At 71.1% G+C, this 14,589-nt stretch carries 12 protein-coding genes; 6 read left to right on the top strand and 6 right to left on the bottom strand.

Going from position 1 to position 14,589, the window contains the following annotated elements; translation table 11 throughout:
• Positions 1–149 precede the first annotated feature (149 nt).
• The gene (locus ACWCXX_RS13795) at positions 150–716 is read right to left on the bottom strand and encodes a DUF1062 domain-containing protein (protein ID WP_451126703.1); all 567 of its coding nucleotides are present in this window, start codon (positions 714–716) and stop codon (positions 150–152) included.
• 375 nt (positions 717–1,091) lie between these two features.
• On the opposite strand from ACWCXX_RS13795, the gene ACWCXX_RS13790 reads away from it, so the two are divergent.
• On the top strand, positions 1,092–2,228 hold the full coding sequence (locus ACWCXX_RS13790) for an ABC transporter substrate-binding protein (RefSeq protein WP_451126701.1): 1,137 nt from the start codon (positions 1,092–1,094) through the stop codon (positions 2,226–2,228).
• A gap of 29 nt (positions 2,229–2,257) precedes the next feature.
• Here ACWCXX_RS13790 and ACWCXX_RS13785 read toward each other — a convergent pair whose 3' ends face one another.
• Positions 2,258–2,689 carry a nuclear transport factor 2 family protein gene (locus ACWCXX_RS13785; protein ID WP_451126699.1) on the bottom strand — a complete coding sequence of 144 codons (432 nt, stop codon included), beginning with the start codon at positions 2,687–2,689 and terminating at the stop codon, positions 2,258–2,260.
• Between the two features lie 105 nt (positions 2,690–2,794).
• On the opposite strand from ACWCXX_RS13785, the gene ACWCXX_RS13780 reads away from it, so the two are divergent.
• The 3 genes from ACWCXX_RS13780 to ACWCXX_RS13770 all read left to right on the top strand — a co-directional run bounded on the left by ACWCXX_RS13780 (position 2,795) and on the right by ACWCXX_RS13770 (position 7,307).
• On the top strand, positions 2,795–3,277 hold the full coding sequence (locus ACWCXX_RS13780; RefSeq protein ID WP_451126697.1) for a nuclear transport factor 2 family protein: 483 nt from the start codon (positions 2,795–2,797) through the stop codon (positions 3,275–3,277).
• 169 nt (positions 3,278–3,446) lie between these two features.
• The gene (locus ACWCXX_RS13775) at positions 3,447–6,029 is read left to right on the top strand and encodes a bifunctional FO biosynthesis protein CofGH (RefSeq protein ID WP_451126695.1); all 2,583 of its coding nucleotides are present in this window, start codon (positions 3,447–3,449) and stop codon (positions 6,027–6,029) included.
• A gap of 162 nt (positions 6,030–6,191) precedes the next feature.
• Positions 6,192–7,307 carry an ADP-ribosylglycohydrolase family protein gene (locus ACWCXX_RS13770; RefSeq protein WP_451126693.1) on the top strand — a complete coding sequence of 372 codons (1,116 nt, stop codon included), beginning with the start codon at positions 6,192–6,194 and terminating at the stop codon, positions 7,305–7,307.
• A gap of 176 nt (positions 7,308–7,483) precedes the next feature.
• Here ACWCXX_RS13770 and ACWCXX_RS13765 read toward each other — a convergent pair whose 3' ends face one another.
• Positions 7,484–8,266: an SDR family oxidoreductase gene (locus tag ACWCXX_RS13765; protein ID WP_451126691.1), complete on the bottom strand. Its 783-nt coding sequence runs from the start codon at positions 8,264–8,266 to the stop codon at positions 7,484–7,486.
• An 80-nt stretch (positions 8,267–8,346) separates the two neighbouring features.
• Between ACWCXX_RS13765 and ACWCXX_RS13760 the strand changes: the two genes are divergently transcribed.
• Positions 8,347–9,186 (top strand): hypothetical protein, encoded by an 840-nt coding sequence (locus ACWCXX_RS13760; RefSeq protein WP_451126689.1) that lies wholly within the window; start codon positions 8,347–8,349, stop codon positions 9,184–9,186.
• Positions 9,187–9,413: 227 nt separating this feature from the next.
• On the opposite strand, the gene ACWCXX_RS13755 is transcribed toward ACWCXX_RS13760, so the two are convergent.
• The 3 genes from ACWCXX_RS13755 to ACWCXX_RS13745 all read right to left on the bottom strand — a co-directional run bounded on the left by ACWCXX_RS13755 (position 9,414) and on the right by ACWCXX_RS13745 (position 11,748).
• The gene (locus ACWCXX_RS13755; protein WP_451126687.1) at positions 9,414–9,620 is read right to left on the bottom strand and encodes a DUF397 domain-containing protein; all 207 of its coding nucleotides are present in this window, start codon (positions 9,618–9,620) and stop codon (positions 9,414–9,416) included.
• Between the two features lie 247 nt (positions 9,621–9,867).
• Positions 9,868–10,737, bottom strand: coding sequence for a helix-turn-helix domain-containing protein (locus tag ACWCXX_RS13750; protein ID WP_451126685.1), 870 nt, complete (start codon positions 10,735–10,737; stop codon positions 9,868–9,870).
• Between the two features lie 288 nt (positions 10,738–11,025).
• Positions 11,026–11,748 carry a GOLPH3/VPS74 family protein gene (locus ACWCXX_RS13745; protein WP_451126683.1) on the bottom strand — a complete coding sequence of 241 codons (723 nt, stop codon included), beginning with the start codon at positions 11,746–11,748 and terminating at the stop codon, positions 11,026–11,028.
• 180 nt (positions 11,749–11,928) lie between these two features.
• Here ACWCXX_RS13745 and ACWCXX_RS13740 point away from each other — a divergent pair, with 180 nt between their 5' ends.
• Entirely contained in the window at positions 11,929–14,529 is a 2,601-nt protein-coding gene (locus tag ACWCXX_RS13740; RefSeq protein ID WP_451126681.1) for a D-alanyl-D-alanine carboxypeptidase family protein, read from the top strand.
• The last annotated feature ends 60 nt before the right edge of the window (positions 14,530–14,589 follow it).

Here is a 14,589-nt window from a genome sequence, read left to right as displayed (position 1 = left end):
CACCCTACGGCGAACGGCCCCTCCCGGCGCTCCTTCGGCTGCAGGCCGTCACCGGCACTGCCGGCACGCCGACAGACAGTGCCGGTGACGACCGGTACCCCTGGTTCAGGGCCCCTGAAGCAGGAGAGGTCCCTGAACCAGGGGAGGGTTCAGCGTTTGAGCGTGAAGGTGAAGTCGCCGGAGATCCTGCTGTTCAGCCGGGCCACCGAGACGATCTTCCCCTCCGTGATCAGCCTCTCGACCTCGGCCCGCGAAAGACCGCAGCCCTCGGCGATCAGACGGGTCGGCCGGACGGGTATCCGCGCCGCGGAGCGGACCGAGACGTCGAGCACCTCGCGGTCCTGGTGCTCCGGGTGGGCCGGGCGGGCCGGTCCGCCGGTGTCGAGACGCCAGGCGTTGTCCCAGTCGAGGGCGATGCGATTGCGGCGCCGTACGACCGGATCCTGCAGCAAATCGGCTGCCAGAGCAGGGTCGTTGTTGTGCATCCGGTCCAGCAGCTCGGGCCGTACGGAGCGCACGTTGACCCGCTCCAGGACCGTGAGCTTCGCGGTTTCCCCGCAAGCGGTACAGAGCACGAGGAGCCAGGCGTCGATGAGCTTGTGGTTCGCGTTGACGCGGAATTTGCCGTTCGCCCGGAAACGGCCGGACGCGCACGTGTGGCAACGGCGAAGAACGACTGGCAGGCAGGTGGGCATGACCACCCAGTTTTCGAGCACAGAAGTACACCGGTTTCAGTGAGAAGTCCGCAGCAAAAAGGAGCGCGGCGCACAGGCGCGACGCGCGACGATTCAGCGCTCGGGAGGTCTCACAGGGTGTACAACGGCACGTCCTTACCTGGACAACTGGGTGCCGCAGCACGGTAATCGCGTACGGCGGCGCTGCTCCACCGGTTTTCGTGCGTTGTGGTGGCAGGCGTTGTGGCGGTGGGTGTTGTGGCGGAGGGGTCGGCGTCCCGGCGTTCCGGTGGGCGAATAATTGGTTGCGCGGGGCGGTGGCGGTGGTTCCAATGACCGGACGATCGCCCGGCCCGCCCGGCCGGTGCGCGGTCCGGGCGGGGCCGCGAACTCATCGTCCAGGGGAGACGCCACCCGATGAACACGTCACCGCAGCCTTCGCTCTCGCCCTCGCCGTCGCTGTCCGGAGCGGAGAACGCGGGCGGCCCGTCCGTCCGCCTGGGGGCTCTCGCCCCGCTGACGCGGCCCGGCTGGGCCGAGGCGGGTCAACACCTGCTCGCCGGAATGGAGTTGGCCGTCCACGAGGTCAACGGAGCGGGCGGGATCGACGGCAGGCCGCTGGAGCTGGTGGTCCGGGACACCGCGGCCGATCCGGAGCGGGCCGAGGCGGCGGTGGACGAACTGGCCGGGCTGGGCGTGGCCGCCGTGGTGGGCGAGTACCACAGCGTCGTCGCCCGCGCCGCCGCCGCACGGGCCGACGCCCTCGGCGTACCGTTCCTCTGTTCGTCCGCGGTGCTCGACGCGCTCACCGAGGAGCCGACGGAGTGGGTCGCGCGCCTGTGCCCGGCGCAGTCCCACGGCTGGCGGATCTACGCGGACTTCCTCCTCGGCGAGGGCCGGAGCCGGGTCGCCGTGGTGACCCAGCCGAGCGTCTACTGGGCGTCCGGGACCCGCATCCTGCGGGACCACCTCGCTTCCCGCGGCGGCACCGTCGTCGAACTCGACGCGAACGCGCTCGCCCCCGAGGCCCTGTGCGACGCGCTCGTCGACCACGGTGCGACGGCGCTCCTCCTGCTGGTCGGGCATCCGGAGCCCGCGGTGCCGATCGTCAGGGCGGTCCGGGGCGACCGGAGGCTCGCGGAGATCCTGATCGGTGCTCCGGCCGGGCAGCCGGAGTTCGCCGGATGGGCGGCGGCGCTGGGCGAGGGCGGTACCGGTGTCCCGTTCCTGCGCTACCTGCCCGAGCGCCTCGGTCCGCTCGGCGAGCGTGTCGGCAAGGAGCTTCGCGAGCAGTTGGGCGCCCCGCCCTCCTTCGTCGCCTTCGAGGGCTGGGACGCCGTCACCGTCCTTGCGGAGGTGATGCGTTCGCACGGTACGGACCGGGCGGCCGTCGCCGGGGCGTGGCCGCGGGTGGAGGTCGAGGGCACGCGCGGACCGATCCGGTTCTCCCGCGCGCAGGGCATCGGCGTGCGGCAGTGGGTCTGGGCACCGGTCCAGGTCGTCGACCGGGACCCGGCGGAACCCGGTCGCTTCCGGGTTCTCCGCACCGGCTGAGGGAGAGGGACACGCGGGTGGGTTCGCCGTCAGGGGGTGCACGCCTGCGCGATCGACAGGCTGTTCTCGTACAGGTGGAGTCGGCTGATGCGGCCGTCCTCGACGGTGATGTGCAGCGCGAAGGGGCCCTCGAAGGACTTGCCCGTCGCGCGGACGGTGCCCGAGAGGTGTCCCATCAGCACGGCGTCGGTGCCGTCGACGAGGAAGGTGTCGACGGACGCCCGCGCGTCCTCGGGCACGGTGTGCTCGGCCAGCTCCGCGAACTGGGAGGCGCATTCGGCGGCGGTGGAACGGGGCTTGATCCACGGTACCGAGGGGTTCTCCGCGAGCAGCCAGTCGACCTTGTCGGTGAAGAGCGCGGTGAGCGCCTCGGTGTCCCCGGAGAGGCGAAGGGCGAGGAACTCCTGGACGGTGGCCCGGGTGGTGTCCGCGGTCGTGGTGCGGGTCGTGGATGTCGTCATGCGGACGAGCCTGTCAGGGAGGCGGTGGGGCGTCGATTACGCCGGAGGTAAGGGGGCCGGGGAGCGCCTTGACCTCAAGCGTGCTTGAGGCAGGAGTCTTCCGTCATGGACATCGAAGAGATGCGGCGACAGCTGCGAGCCCTGACCGACCGTGCCGAGATCACCGACCTGCTGGACCGCTACCTGCGTTCCCTGGACGAGGGAGTCTTCGACGAGGAGTGGGCGCGGGCGTTCCACACCGAGAACGTCACCGCGGAGATGCCCATCGGCACCGTCCAGGGCCGCGACGCCCTGCTGTCCCACATCCGGCGGGCAATGGCGCTGTTCGACCGGACCGTGCACCTGGGCACCAACGCGGTCGTCGAGGTCGACGGGGACCGGGCCACCGCCCGCGGCGCCCAGCTGAGCACCCACGTCCTGGCGGACGGCTCGGGCGGTCTCTTCGTCTCCGCCGGGCACGCCGACACCGAACTGGTCCGGACGGCCGACGGCTGGCGGATCTCCGCCTCGGCGCTGCGGGTGGTGTGGACCCAGGGCTCCCCGCCGCGACTGCCGGAGGAATTCGCCCTGGCGGCCCCCGCGTCCTGAGCCCGCGTCCTGAGCCCACTCCTCCGGCCCGTTTCCCCGGCCCGTTTCCTCGTGCCCGTTTCCTCGTGCCCGTTCCCAAGGCTCCGGGGAAGCGGCCCCGGGCCCCCGGCGCCGGTGGGCGGCAGATGCCCTGGTCCGGGGCGTGGGTGTCGCTCGTATGCTCGGGACCATGACCGATCCTCAGCGCGGACGTCCGACCACCAATGCCATGCGGCGTGCCCTCAGGCGGGCCCGCGACGGTGTCGCTCTCGATGTGGCCGAGGCCGCCGTCCTGCTCCAGGCGCGGGGCGAGGATCTGCGGGATCTCGCCGCCTCGGCCGCCCGGGTGCGCGACGCCGGGCTCGAAGCCGCGGGCCGGCCGGGGGTCATCACGTACTCCCGCAAGGTCTTCATCCCACTGACCCGGCTCTGCCGTGACAAGTGCCACTACTGCACCTTCGTCACCGTCCCCGGCAAGCTCCGGCGCGCCGGCCACGGGATGTTCCTGTCGCCCGACGAGGTGCTGGACATCGCCCGCGAGGGTGCGGCCATGGGGTGCAAGGAGGCGCTGTTCACGCTCGGCGACCGGCCCGAGGACCGCTGGCCCGAGGCGCGGGAGTGGCTGGAGGCCGAGGGGTACGACGACACCCTCGCGTACGTGCGCGCCATGGCGATCCGGGTCCTGGAGGAGACCGGTCTCCTGCCGCACCTCAACCCCGGCGTGCTGGGCTGGACCGACCTTCAGCGGCTCAAGCCCGTCGCCCCGTCCATGGGCATGATGCTGGAGACGACCGCGACCCGGCTGTGGTCCGAGCCCGGCGGCCCGCACCACGGCTCCCCGGACAAGGAACCGGCCGTGCGGCTGCGGGTGCTGGAGGACGCGGGGCGCTCCAACGTCCCGTTCACCACCGGCATCCTGATCGGCATCGGCGAGTCGTACGAGGAGCGCGCCGACTCCCTCTTCGAACTGCGCAGGACCGCCCGCGCCTACCACGGCATCCAGGAAGTCATCGTCCAGAACTTCCGCGCCAAGCCCGACACCGCGATGCGCGGCATGCCGGACGCCGAGCTGGAGGAGCTGGCCGCCGCCATCGCCGTGGCCCGGCACGTCCTCGGCCCGTCCGCCCGCATCCAGGCCCCGCCGAACCTCGTCGACGCCGAGTACGCGCTGCTCATCGGCGCGGGCATCGACGACTGGGGCGGCGTGTCGCCGCTCACCCCGGACCACGTGAACCCCGAGCGCCCCTGGCCGCACATCGACGAACTCGCCGCGAGGACCGCCGAGTCGGGCTTCACGCTCCGCGAACGGCTCACCATCTACCCGGAGTTCGTCCGGCGCGGTGAGCCGTGGCTCGACCCCCGCCTCCTCCCGCACGTCCGCGCCCTGGCCGACCCGGAGACGGGCCTCGCCAAGGAGGGCGCGATCCCCGTCGGGCTGCCCTGGCAGGAGCCCGACGAGGAGTTCGGTGCCACCGGCCGCACCGACCTGCACCGCACCATCGACACCGAGGGCCGCACCGGCGACCGCCGCGAGGACTTCGACGAGGTGTACGGGGACTGGGAGGCGCTGCGCGAGGCCGCCGCCCCCGGCATGGCCCCGTCCAGGATCGACGCGGACGTGCGGGCCGCGCTCGGCCAGGCCGCCGACGACCCGACGAAGCTCACCGACGAACAGGCGCTCGTCCTGTTCCACGCGGAGGGCGAGGCGCTCGACGAGCTGTGCAGGATCGCGGACACCCTGCGCCGCGACGTGGTCGGCGACGACATCACGTACATCGTCACCAGGAACATCAACTTCACCAACGTCTGCTACACCGGCTGCCGCTTCTGCGCCTTCGCCCAGCGGCGCACCGACGCCGACGCGTACAGCCTCTCCCTGGACCAGGTCGCCGACCGGGCCGCACAGGCTTGGGACGTCGGCGCGGTCGAGGTGTGCATGCAGGGCGGCATCCACCCGGACCTGCCCGGCACCGCGTACTTCGACATCGCGCGGGCGGTGAAGGAACGCGTGCCCGGCATGCATGTGCACGCCTTCTCGCCCATGGAGGTCGTCAACGGCGCCACCCGCACCGGCCTGTCCGTCCGCGACTGGCTGACCGCCGCGAAGGAGGCCGGACTCGACTCGATCCCCGGCACGGCGGCCGAGATCCTGGACGACGAGGTCCGTTGGGTCCTCACCAAGGGCAAGCTGCCGACGGCGACCTGGCTGGAGGTCATCAGGACCGCCCACGAGGTGGGCCTGCGCTCCTCGTCCACGATGATGTACGGGCACGTCGACCAGCCCCGGCACTGGCTCGGCCACCTGCGGACCCTGGCCCGGCTCCAGCAGGAGACCGGCGGCTTCACGGAGTTCGTCACGCTCCCCTTCATCCACACCAACGCCCCCATCTACCTCGCGGGCATCGCCCGGCCCGGCCCGACCGACCGCGACAACCGGGCCGTCACCGCCATGGCCCGGCTGCTGCTCCACCCGCACATCACCAACATCCAGACCAGCTGGGTCAAGCTCGGCACCCAGGGCGCGGCCGAGATGCTGCGCTCGGGCGCCAACGACCTGGGCGGCACGCTGATGGAGGAGACCATCTCCCGCATGGCCGGGTCGAGTTACGGCTCGTACCGGTCGGTCCGGGACCTCGTCGCCATCGCCGAACTGGCCGGCCGCCCGGCGAAGCCGCGCACGACGCTGTACGGGGAGGTCCCGCAGGAACGGCAGCGGGCGGCGGAGGCGTCCGATGGACACCTCCCGGAGCTGCTGCCGCTGCTTCCGGACTGACGGCGGGCCGGGAACCCCCGGCCCGTGCCCACCGGTCAAAAACGACCTGCGGGACGTCCGTCCACATACCCACGCGTACTCGTTTCCGGCCCCCCGACCCACCGTTCCCATTCGATTACAGTGCTGCGAAGTCGCGGTCGGGCCGACGGGGAGAGGGGCGCGGTGACCACAGGAACCACGGCTGTCTGGGGCCGTGCCGAGCAGCAGGACTTCCGCAGCCGGGTGCGCGGCGCGCTGCTGTGCGGGGCCATCGGCGACGCGCTCGGGGCCGGGGTCGCCGACCTCACGCTCGAAGAGATCCGGGAGGCCCACGGCGCCGAGGCCGTCACCGACCTCGTGCCCGCGCACGGCGGACGCGGCACCGTCACCGCCGTCACCCAGCTCACCCTGTTCACCGTCGACGGGCTCGTCCGGGCCCAGGTCCGCCGCGACATCGGGGCCTGGCACCCGCCCACCGACGTGCACCGCGCCCATCTGCGGTGGGTGGCCACGCAGCACGACTGGGGGCCCGACGAACGCCGCACGGAGGACGGCTGGCTCGCCCGGCAGGAGTGGCTGTACGCCCGCCGGAACCCCACCCGGGAATGCCTCACCGGCTTCGGTGACGCCACCATGGGCACGCTCGACCAGCCCAAGAACCCCGCAGCCCGGGACTCGGCGGCCCTCACCCGGTCCGCGCCGTTCGGGCTGCTCGTCGGCTGGGAACCCGAACTCGTCCTCCAGCTCGCCATCGAGTGCGCCGCCCAGACCCACGGCCATCCCGTCGCCCTGCTCTCCGCGGGGGCCTTCGCCGTCATGGTGCACGGGCTGGCCCGGGGCGAGACCCTGGACGGCTCCGTCCAGCACGCGCTGGCCCTGCTCGCCGAGAAGCCCGGCCACGAGCCGGTCTCCGAGGCGCTGAAGCAGGCCCTCGGCACCGTGCGCCAGGGCATTCCCGGCCCGGCCCTGATCGAGTCGCTGGGCACCACGGACTCGGCCGAGGAAGTGCTCGCCGTCGCCGTGTACTGCGCGCTGGTCAGCGAGGACGTACGGCACGGGCTGCGGCTGGCCGTCAACCACGGCGGGCCGTCCGCCGCCACCGGGGCCCTGTGCGGGGCGCTCCTCGGCACGCTGCACGGCGAGACCGCGCTGCCGCCCGCCTGGCTCGTCGAACTGGAGGGGCGGGCCACCCTGTTGGAGCTCGCCGACGACTTCGCCATGGAGATGACCCAGGGCCCCGCCCTGCACAACCCCTCCGCCGCCGCCCCCGGCTGGCTGGCCCGCTACCCGCGCGGCTGAGCCCGTACGGGAGGAAGGCGGCGGCGGGGGAGAGAGACCGGGGTGCGGGCGTGGATGCCGCCACGTCCGCACCCCTTGGTTCGTCCGCGCTTCTCCGCCCGCGCGCCCGGCGGTGCTTTTCTGCTCGCACCCCTCTGTTCGGCGGTGCTTCTCTGCTCGCGCGCTCGGCGGTGGGGCTATCGCATCACTTCACCGGCATTGACCAGCAGGGACTGTCCGGTGATCGCCCGCGCCCGGTCCGAGGCCAGGAACACGGCGGCCTCCGCCACGTCGCCGTCCGTGGCCGGTTCGGGCAGCGCCATGCGTTCGGTGAGCCCGCTCAGCACCTCGGCCTCGCTCAGGCCCTCGGTGCGCGCCGTGGCCCGTACGTACGCCTGCACCGGCGGGCCCCACATCCAGCCCGGCAGCACCGTGTTGACCCGGATGCGGTGCGGGCCGAACTCCCGCGCCATGGAGTACATCGCCGAGGTGAGCGCCCCCTTCGACGCCGCGTACGCCGTCTGCCGCACCCGGGACGGCGCGGCCACCGAGGACTGCGTACCGATGATCACCACCGAGCCGCCCCGCTCCTTGAGGCCGGGCAGGCAGGCGCGGGTCATCCGCAGCGTGCCGAGCAGATTGACGTCGATCACCGACCGCCAGGCGTCGAGATCGGCGTCCTCGACCCCGCCGAAACAGCTGTCCAGGGCGGCGACGTGAACTACCGCGTCGAGCCGCCCGAACCGTTCCAGCGCCAGCGCGGCGAGCGCCTCGCACCGCGCCTCGTCCGTGATGTCGGTGGCCAGATGGGCGGTGTGCCGGCCCCCGGGGTCGATCCTCGCCGCCGACCGGGCGAGATGCGCGGCGGTGCGCGCCCCGAGCACCGCGTCCCCGCCCTCCCGTACGACCGCCGCCGCGACCCGATGCCCGAGCCCTGGACCCACGCCGGACACGACGACGGTCTTTCCCGCGAGCGACATCGGCGGCCTCCGGGCACTGGCAGTTCTTCTGACGGTGCGTCAGAGTAGGGCGTCGCCGCCACGTACGGAAGGGGAACGGCATGAGCGACGAGACGCGGAGCGCCACCTACGCCGAACTGGCCGCACTGGGACCGTACGGGGTCCGTCCCGGCCACGCGCTGATCACCATGGTCGAACCGCACCCGGGACACGAGTACGCGTACAACCGCTGGTACGAGGACGACCACTACTACGCGGGCGCGATGGCGATGCCCTGGATGTTCGCCGGGCGCCGCTGGGTGGCCACCCGGGAGCTGCGGGAACTGCGCTACCCGGAGCGGTCCGCGGTCGCGGAACCGGTCGGGGCCGGCTGCTACCTGTCCACGTACTGGGTGACGGAGGGGCGCTACGACGACCACATGAGGTGGACCGTCGGCATCAACAAACGGCTCGACCGGGACGGCCGCGTCCACCGGGACCGCACCCATGTGTTCACGGCGTTCCAGCGCCACGAGGCGACGGTCTACCGGGACGGTGCCGAGGGGCCCCGGGACTTCCACGCTCTGGACCACCCCTACCGCGGACTGGTCCTCGAAGTGATCGACGCCGAAGGCCCGGAGCGGCGGGGCGAGTTGCTCGAATGGCTGCGCTCGCGACACCTGCCGGAGCGGCTGGACGGTTCCCCGGCGGCGATGGTGACCGTCTTCCGGCCCACGCCGTTGCCCGGCGACCGGATGGCCTACGTGAAGCAGGTGGAGGGCGTCGACACCCGGCTGACCCTGCTGTGGTTCCTCCAGGAGGACCCGGGGGAGTGCTGGGCCGGACACTTCGTCGGACTCGACGCGGCGGTCGCGGAATCCGGTCTGGGCCGGGTGGAACTGGTGGCGCCGTTCATCCCGACGGTGCCGGGAACCGATCTGTACGTCGACCGGCTGCGTTGAGCGGCTGCATCGAGCGACTGCGTCGACCGGTGGCGTCGAGCGGTTGCGTTGAGTGATATGCCCTGCGTGTTTCCCTACAGGGCTTCCTACGGGGCTTCCTGCGTGGCTCCTTGCGGGACTTCCTGCGGGGCGCGCGCCGAGCCCCCTCGGCCAGGACGGCGGACCAGTCGAGAGGGCTGACAACAACACCGGAACGGCGCTGCGGTGCAAACGCGGGAATTCATCGGTCAGACGTTGATGGCACCCTTGCCGACGTCACGCACGAATGCGTTCCACGCGGCGGGGACGAACGTGATCGAAGGGCCTTCGGGAGCCTTCGAGTCGCGTACGTCAATTGCCTGCACGACGGGGGACTTGACTTCGACGCAGGCGCCGTTGCCCCCGGAATACGAGGACTTCGTCCACTTGTCCGTAGCACCCTGACGAATGGCCATGTTCACTCCGGTTCAAAGAGTCGCGTGAATGACACCAACGGCGTTCCGTCGGCGTTCCGTTTGGTGTGATCGACGCTACTCGTCGAGCTCCTTGCGCGAAGGGGGCGTTCACTCGACCGGGTGGTATGTGTTCTGCATATCTTCCGCTACGGGTGGGCGGCGGTGTATTCTCTCCCGCCGCCCCTCCCGTAACATCACTTCATTTCCCGCATTACGGACTTCGCGGGGCGTTCGGACTGTCCGGAATTCATGCGCCAGGGAGTTCGGTGTAATCCTTCGCGATCCTGGCGATGAAGTGCCGGGTCTGTTCCACATTCAGTGCCTGCGCGCGCAGGTGCTCGTACATGACGCTGTACCGCTGCACGTCGTTCGCTTTCTCCAGATAGAGATCGCTGGTGACGCCCTCGATATAGACGACACTGGAGTCCGCGGCGTCCGGGAATTCCAGAATGGCGTACTGCCCGTTGATGCCGGGGTGCGCGCCCATCTCGAACGGCAGCACCTGAACGGTTACGTGCGGCAGCCGGGACAGCTCGACCAGTTGCTCCAACTGCTCGATCATCACCTGCTTCCCGCCGACCGGCCGGCGCAGCGCGGACTCGTCGATCACCGCCCACAGTCGCAGCGGGTGTTCCGGGTCGGTGATCCGGTCCTGGCGGCGGGCCCGGACGCTGACGCGCTTGTCGATGTCGTTCGGCGGGGCCTCCGGCAGTGCGCCGTTGATCAGCGCCTCGGCATAGCCCCGGGTCTGCAACAGGCCCGGGATCACCTGGGGTTCGTAGACCCGCAGCGATTCCGCGTCGGTCTCCAGGCCGATGTAGACGCTGTACGGGATGTCGCCGAAGGCGTGCCACCAGCCCTGCTGGCGGGAGTCCTTGGCCATCTGCATGAGCGAGTCGACGATGCGGTGGTCCTCGACCTCGTACACCCCGCAGAGATCACGGACGTCACGCTGGCTGATGGAACGACGGCCGTTCTCCAGGCGGCTGATCTTCGACTGCGAGACCAGCAGTCGCTCTGCCACCTCCTCGGCCGTCATGCCCTTGAGTTCGCGCAGTCGGCGCAATTCCTGGCCCAACCGGCGTCGCCTGACGGTGGGATTGACGTTGGACGGCACGGAAACGGCACCTCCGGCTATGTAGCTGTGCGTATCTACTGCTGAGCAGATTGCCACCAATTCCCCCGGGCGCGCTGGGAAATGGCCACACACATGCGCGCGGGGCAGCCGATGTCTCGGCTGCCCCGCGCTTGGTGCGGCTCCCGAACCGGGTCTTCGGGGACGACGGTGCGGCGGTATTCGATTGATGCGGTGGTGCCGTGACGTCATGGTGTCGTGCCGTGTGGTGCGGTGACGTCGCGGCGCGGTGGTGCGGTGTGCTGCGGTGCGGGCGCGCCGGTGCGGTCCTTAACGGGCCGCGGTGTGCGCCATGCTGCCGCGGCGGGACTGCGACTGTACTTGCGGTTGCAACGGGACGCCGACCGCCTGACTGCGGCGCGGCTGTGCGACCGCCCCGTTCTGGACGTCCATCACGGCGTGCGCCACGAGACCGCCCATCGGGTCGTGCCTGATCAGATCCCGGAGCCGGGAGCGCGATGAACGCCCCTCGTTCCCGGGGTACAGGTGCTTGCCGAGTCCGACCGCGTGGGCCAGCGCGGCGAGCGCCGCGGTCCGCGGGTCCGGTGGTACGCCGGTGCGGATCGCACTGTCCAGCCTGGCTCTGATGTCCCGGCTGATTGCCGTGTCCGTCGCCTGGTAGCGAGTTGTCGGCAGCACTCCGCACATCTGGCCCGCCACGGCATGCACCATGCCGCACCGCTCCAGATGAGCGAGGTAGATCTGACGCAGCCCCAGCCGGGGCCCGCCGATCCAGTGGACCGCCCGAACCGGGCTGCCGCGTCGCCGCAGCAGTTCCAGTGCGGAGTCCAGAGTCGGATCTCCTGTCGGCCGCGGCATCACCACGGCGATACGATCCCCGTCAGGGGCTATCCGTCCTGCCAGAGCCAGCTCCACTAGCTGAGCCCCGGCGAGGCCGAGGTCGAGCGACTGCGGCTGCGCTGTGGTACCCGTGGTCGGGTCCAGAGCGAGCAGCAGAAGCTCCTCCGGAATTGTTCTGCGGCTCCTGCCCATCCATGCCTCCCCGCGTGGATGAATGACAGGGTGACCCCTCTCACATTGGTCTGTCGAGAGTGCCTGGGTGCTTTGTGCGGGAACCAGTAGGTATGTCGTTCCCGTCTTGCAGCCGGGCCGGTGGTTCACACAGGACACTGGTAGATGGTTCGGACAGCGCGGGGGTGTCCCCCGTGCCGCATGGAGGAGGCATCGGTGGCGGGCGAGTCCCCCGACAAGTCGAAGCAGCAGAAGCCGTCGGGGACGGCTCGGAGCGAAAGCGATCCGCGGCTTGCCGTCTTCCGTGAAGCGTCCGCAGAGGACGTGACCGCGGGAGGAGCGGGAGGAACGGACACGGCGACGACCGTGTTCCGTGCGGGAGCGCTCGCCGGGGCCGACGGGGCCGACGGCGAGGGCGCCGGGAGCGCCGAGGGCACCAATGGCGCCGGGAGCGCCAAGGCGGACACGGCCACGGCCGTCTTCCGCACGCGGCCGTCCGGGAACGACGGGAACTCGGAACGGTCCGGGGCGACCGACGCCGAGGAGTCCCCGTCGGACACCGAGGAGCCCGAGGGCTCGGAGGGCTCGGAGGGTTCTGGGAGCGCCGCGGGCGCTGAAGGGGCGGAGGATGCCGGAAAGGGCGCCGGAGGCCGGGAGGGGGCCTCTGGGGCCTCTGGAGGCGTGGGCGCGGACGTGACCGAGGCTGCGGACGAGGACGGAGACGCCGACGAGGCTGCTTCCGACGCCGATGAGCCCGGTTCCGACGCGGCTGCTTCCGGCGCCGACACGGTGAAGGAGCCCGCGGGGGACGGTACGGCGGAGAAGGCGGCGGAGACCGTCGCGGAGGCCGCCGAGGAGCCGGAGACCCCGCGCGAGGAGTCCGGGCCGAAGGACGGCGGCGAGAAGGAGGCGGCGAAGGGCGATGCCCCGGAGCCTGCCGAGTCCGGGTCCGAGGCCGATTCGGACGCGCCGGAGGCGGACGCGGACGCCGATGGGGACGCGGATGCGGACGCGACGAAGGCCGACCCGTCCGAGTCCGCCGACGCCGACGCGAAGAACGAGAAGGACGCGAAGGGCGAGAAGGCCGCGGGTGCTGCCGACGCCAAGTCCGACGCGGACGCCGACGCCGGATCGGACAAGGACGCCAAGGGCGCCAAGAAGGCCGACGAGGCCGACGAGGACGCCAAGGACGCCAAGGACGACGGCGACGACAAGGGCGGGGTCGACCAGCCGACGGCCATCTTCAGGGCGCCCGCCGCGGCCCGGGTCGACCAGCCGACGACCGCGCTGAAGATCATCTCGCCCGACTCGAAGCAGGCGTCGGAGCCCGCTACGAAGCCCGAGTCCTCCGCCGAGCGGACCAGTAAGTTCGTCCCCCTGCGCGGGGACGACGTGCGACCCGCGCCGGCGCCGCGCAGGCCCGAGGCGCCCGTCCCCGCCGCGACGCCCGCCGGGCCGCCGCCCCCCGCCTCGCTGAGCACCGCCGAGCGGACCACGCAGCAGCCGATGCCGCCGAAGCCGCCGCTCGACCTGTTGGCCGAGCTGACGAACACGCCCCCGCCGCCGGAGACGCCGGTCCGCACCGCCGTCCGCAGGGTCAAGATCTGGACCCCGCTGGTGCTGCTCCTGCTGATCGTCTTTGCGATCGTGCAGATGATGCGCCCGCTCCCGGACCCCGAACTGGGCCTGTCGGTGAAGTCCACCCACACCTTCGAGGGCCAGCGCCTGGAGCTCGACTGGCCGTCGCAGGGACAGTCCGCGGTGAGCGTGGACGGCGTCGGCTCGATGGGCAGCTCGGGGGCGCAGAAGCCCGCGCCCATCGCCAGTGTCGCCAAGGTCATGACGGCGTACGTCGTCCTCAAGGGCCACCCCCTGACCGGCAAGGAAGAGGGGGAGAAGATCACCGTCGACCAGCAGGCGGAGGACGAGTCCAAGCGCGACGACGAGTCGACGGCGCCGATCAAGAAGGGCCAGCAGTTCACGCAGAAGCAGCTGCTCCAGCTGCTGATGATTCCCTCGGGCAACAACGCTGCGCGCCTGTTGGCGCGCTGGGACTCTCCGTCCGAGAAGGAGTTCGTGGCGAAGATGAACGCCGCGGCCAAGGAACTCGGCATGGCGAACACCACGTACACCGACCCCAGTGGTCTGGACAAGGCCACCGTCTCCACCGCGGAGGACCAGATCAAGCTGGCCCGGGCGGTCATGCAGAACGATGTGTTCCGGGGGATCGTCGACACCCCGCAGATCAAGATCCCGGGCATCGACCAGGTGATCTACAACAACAACACCATCCTGCTGGAGCCGGGCGTGAGCGGCATCAAGACCGGCTCGTCCACCCCGGCCGGCGGCAACCTGCTCTGGTCCGCGAACACCGTCGTCGACGGCAAGAAGCTCTGGATCTACGGTGCCGTCATGGGGCAGCAGGCGGGCACCGGCCAGCCGTACGACAGCCTCGCCATGTCGCTGGAGAACAGCCTCAAGGTGATCAAGGGCGCACAGAAGGCGGTCACGTCGGCCCAGGTGGTGAAGAAGGGGGACGTCGTCGGATACGTGGACGACGGACTCGGCGGCCGTACCGCCGTGGTCGCGACCCGCAACCTCAAGGCGAAGGGCTGGCCGGGTCTCAAGGTCGAGCTCTCCATCTCGGACAACGGCAAGAAGATCCCGCACAGCGCGTCGGCGGGCACCGAGGTGGGCGTGGTGACCGTGGGCACCGGACCGGGCAAGGTCAGCGCCCCGGTGGCCCTCCAGGAGGAACTGAAGTCCCCGGGCTTCAGCCAGAAGCTGACCAGGATCGGCTGACCCGCTGCACCAACAATGAACGGACGGTGGTTCTCGGGGCTCGGCCCCGAGAACCACCGT

It is taken from the genome of Streptomyces sp. NPDC001732 (genome assembly GCF_053596315.1).
Note: the sequence above shows the minus strand (reverse complement) of the source record. Positions and strands in the feature narration are given on the sequence as shown.

Coding starts and splice junctions, on each gene's coding strand:
- ACWCXX_RS13775 (WP_451126695.1), top strand. CDS start 3,447: ATGACCGATCCTCAGCGCGGACGTCCGACCACCAATGCCATGCGGCGT.
- ACWCXX_RS13790 (WP_451126701.1), top strand. CDS start 1,092: ATGAACACGTCACCGCAGCCTTCGCTCTCGCCCTCGCCGTCGCTGTCC.
- ACWCXX_RS13765 (WP_451126691.1), bottom strand. CDS start 8,266: ATGTCGCTCGCGGGAAAGACCGTCGTCGTGTCCGGCGTGGGTCCAGGG.
- ACWCXX_RS13760 (WP_451126689.1), top strand. CDS start 8,347: ATGAGCGACGAGACGCGGAGCGCCACCTACGCCGAACTGGCCGCACTG.
- ACWCXX_RS13745 (WP_451126683.1), bottom strand. CDS start 11,748: ATGGGCAGGAGCCGCAGAACAATTCCGGAGGAGCTTCTGCTGCTCGCT.
- ACWCXX_RS13780 (WP_451126697.1), top strand. CDS start 2,795: ATGGACATCGAAGAGATGCGGCGACAGCTGCGAGCCCTGACCGACCGT.
- ACWCXX_RS13740 (WP_451126681.1), top strand. CDS start 11,929: ATGGAGGAGGCATCGGTGGCGGGCGAGTCCCCCGACAAGTCGAAGCAG.
- ACWCXX_RS13755 (WP_451126687.1), bottom strand. CDS start 9,620: ATGGCCATTCGTCAGGGTGCTACGGACAAGTGGACGAAGTCCTCGTAT.
- ACWCXX_RS13785 (WP_451126699.1), bottom strand. CDS start 2,689: ATGACGACATCCACGACCCGCACCACGACCGCGGACACCACCCGGGCC.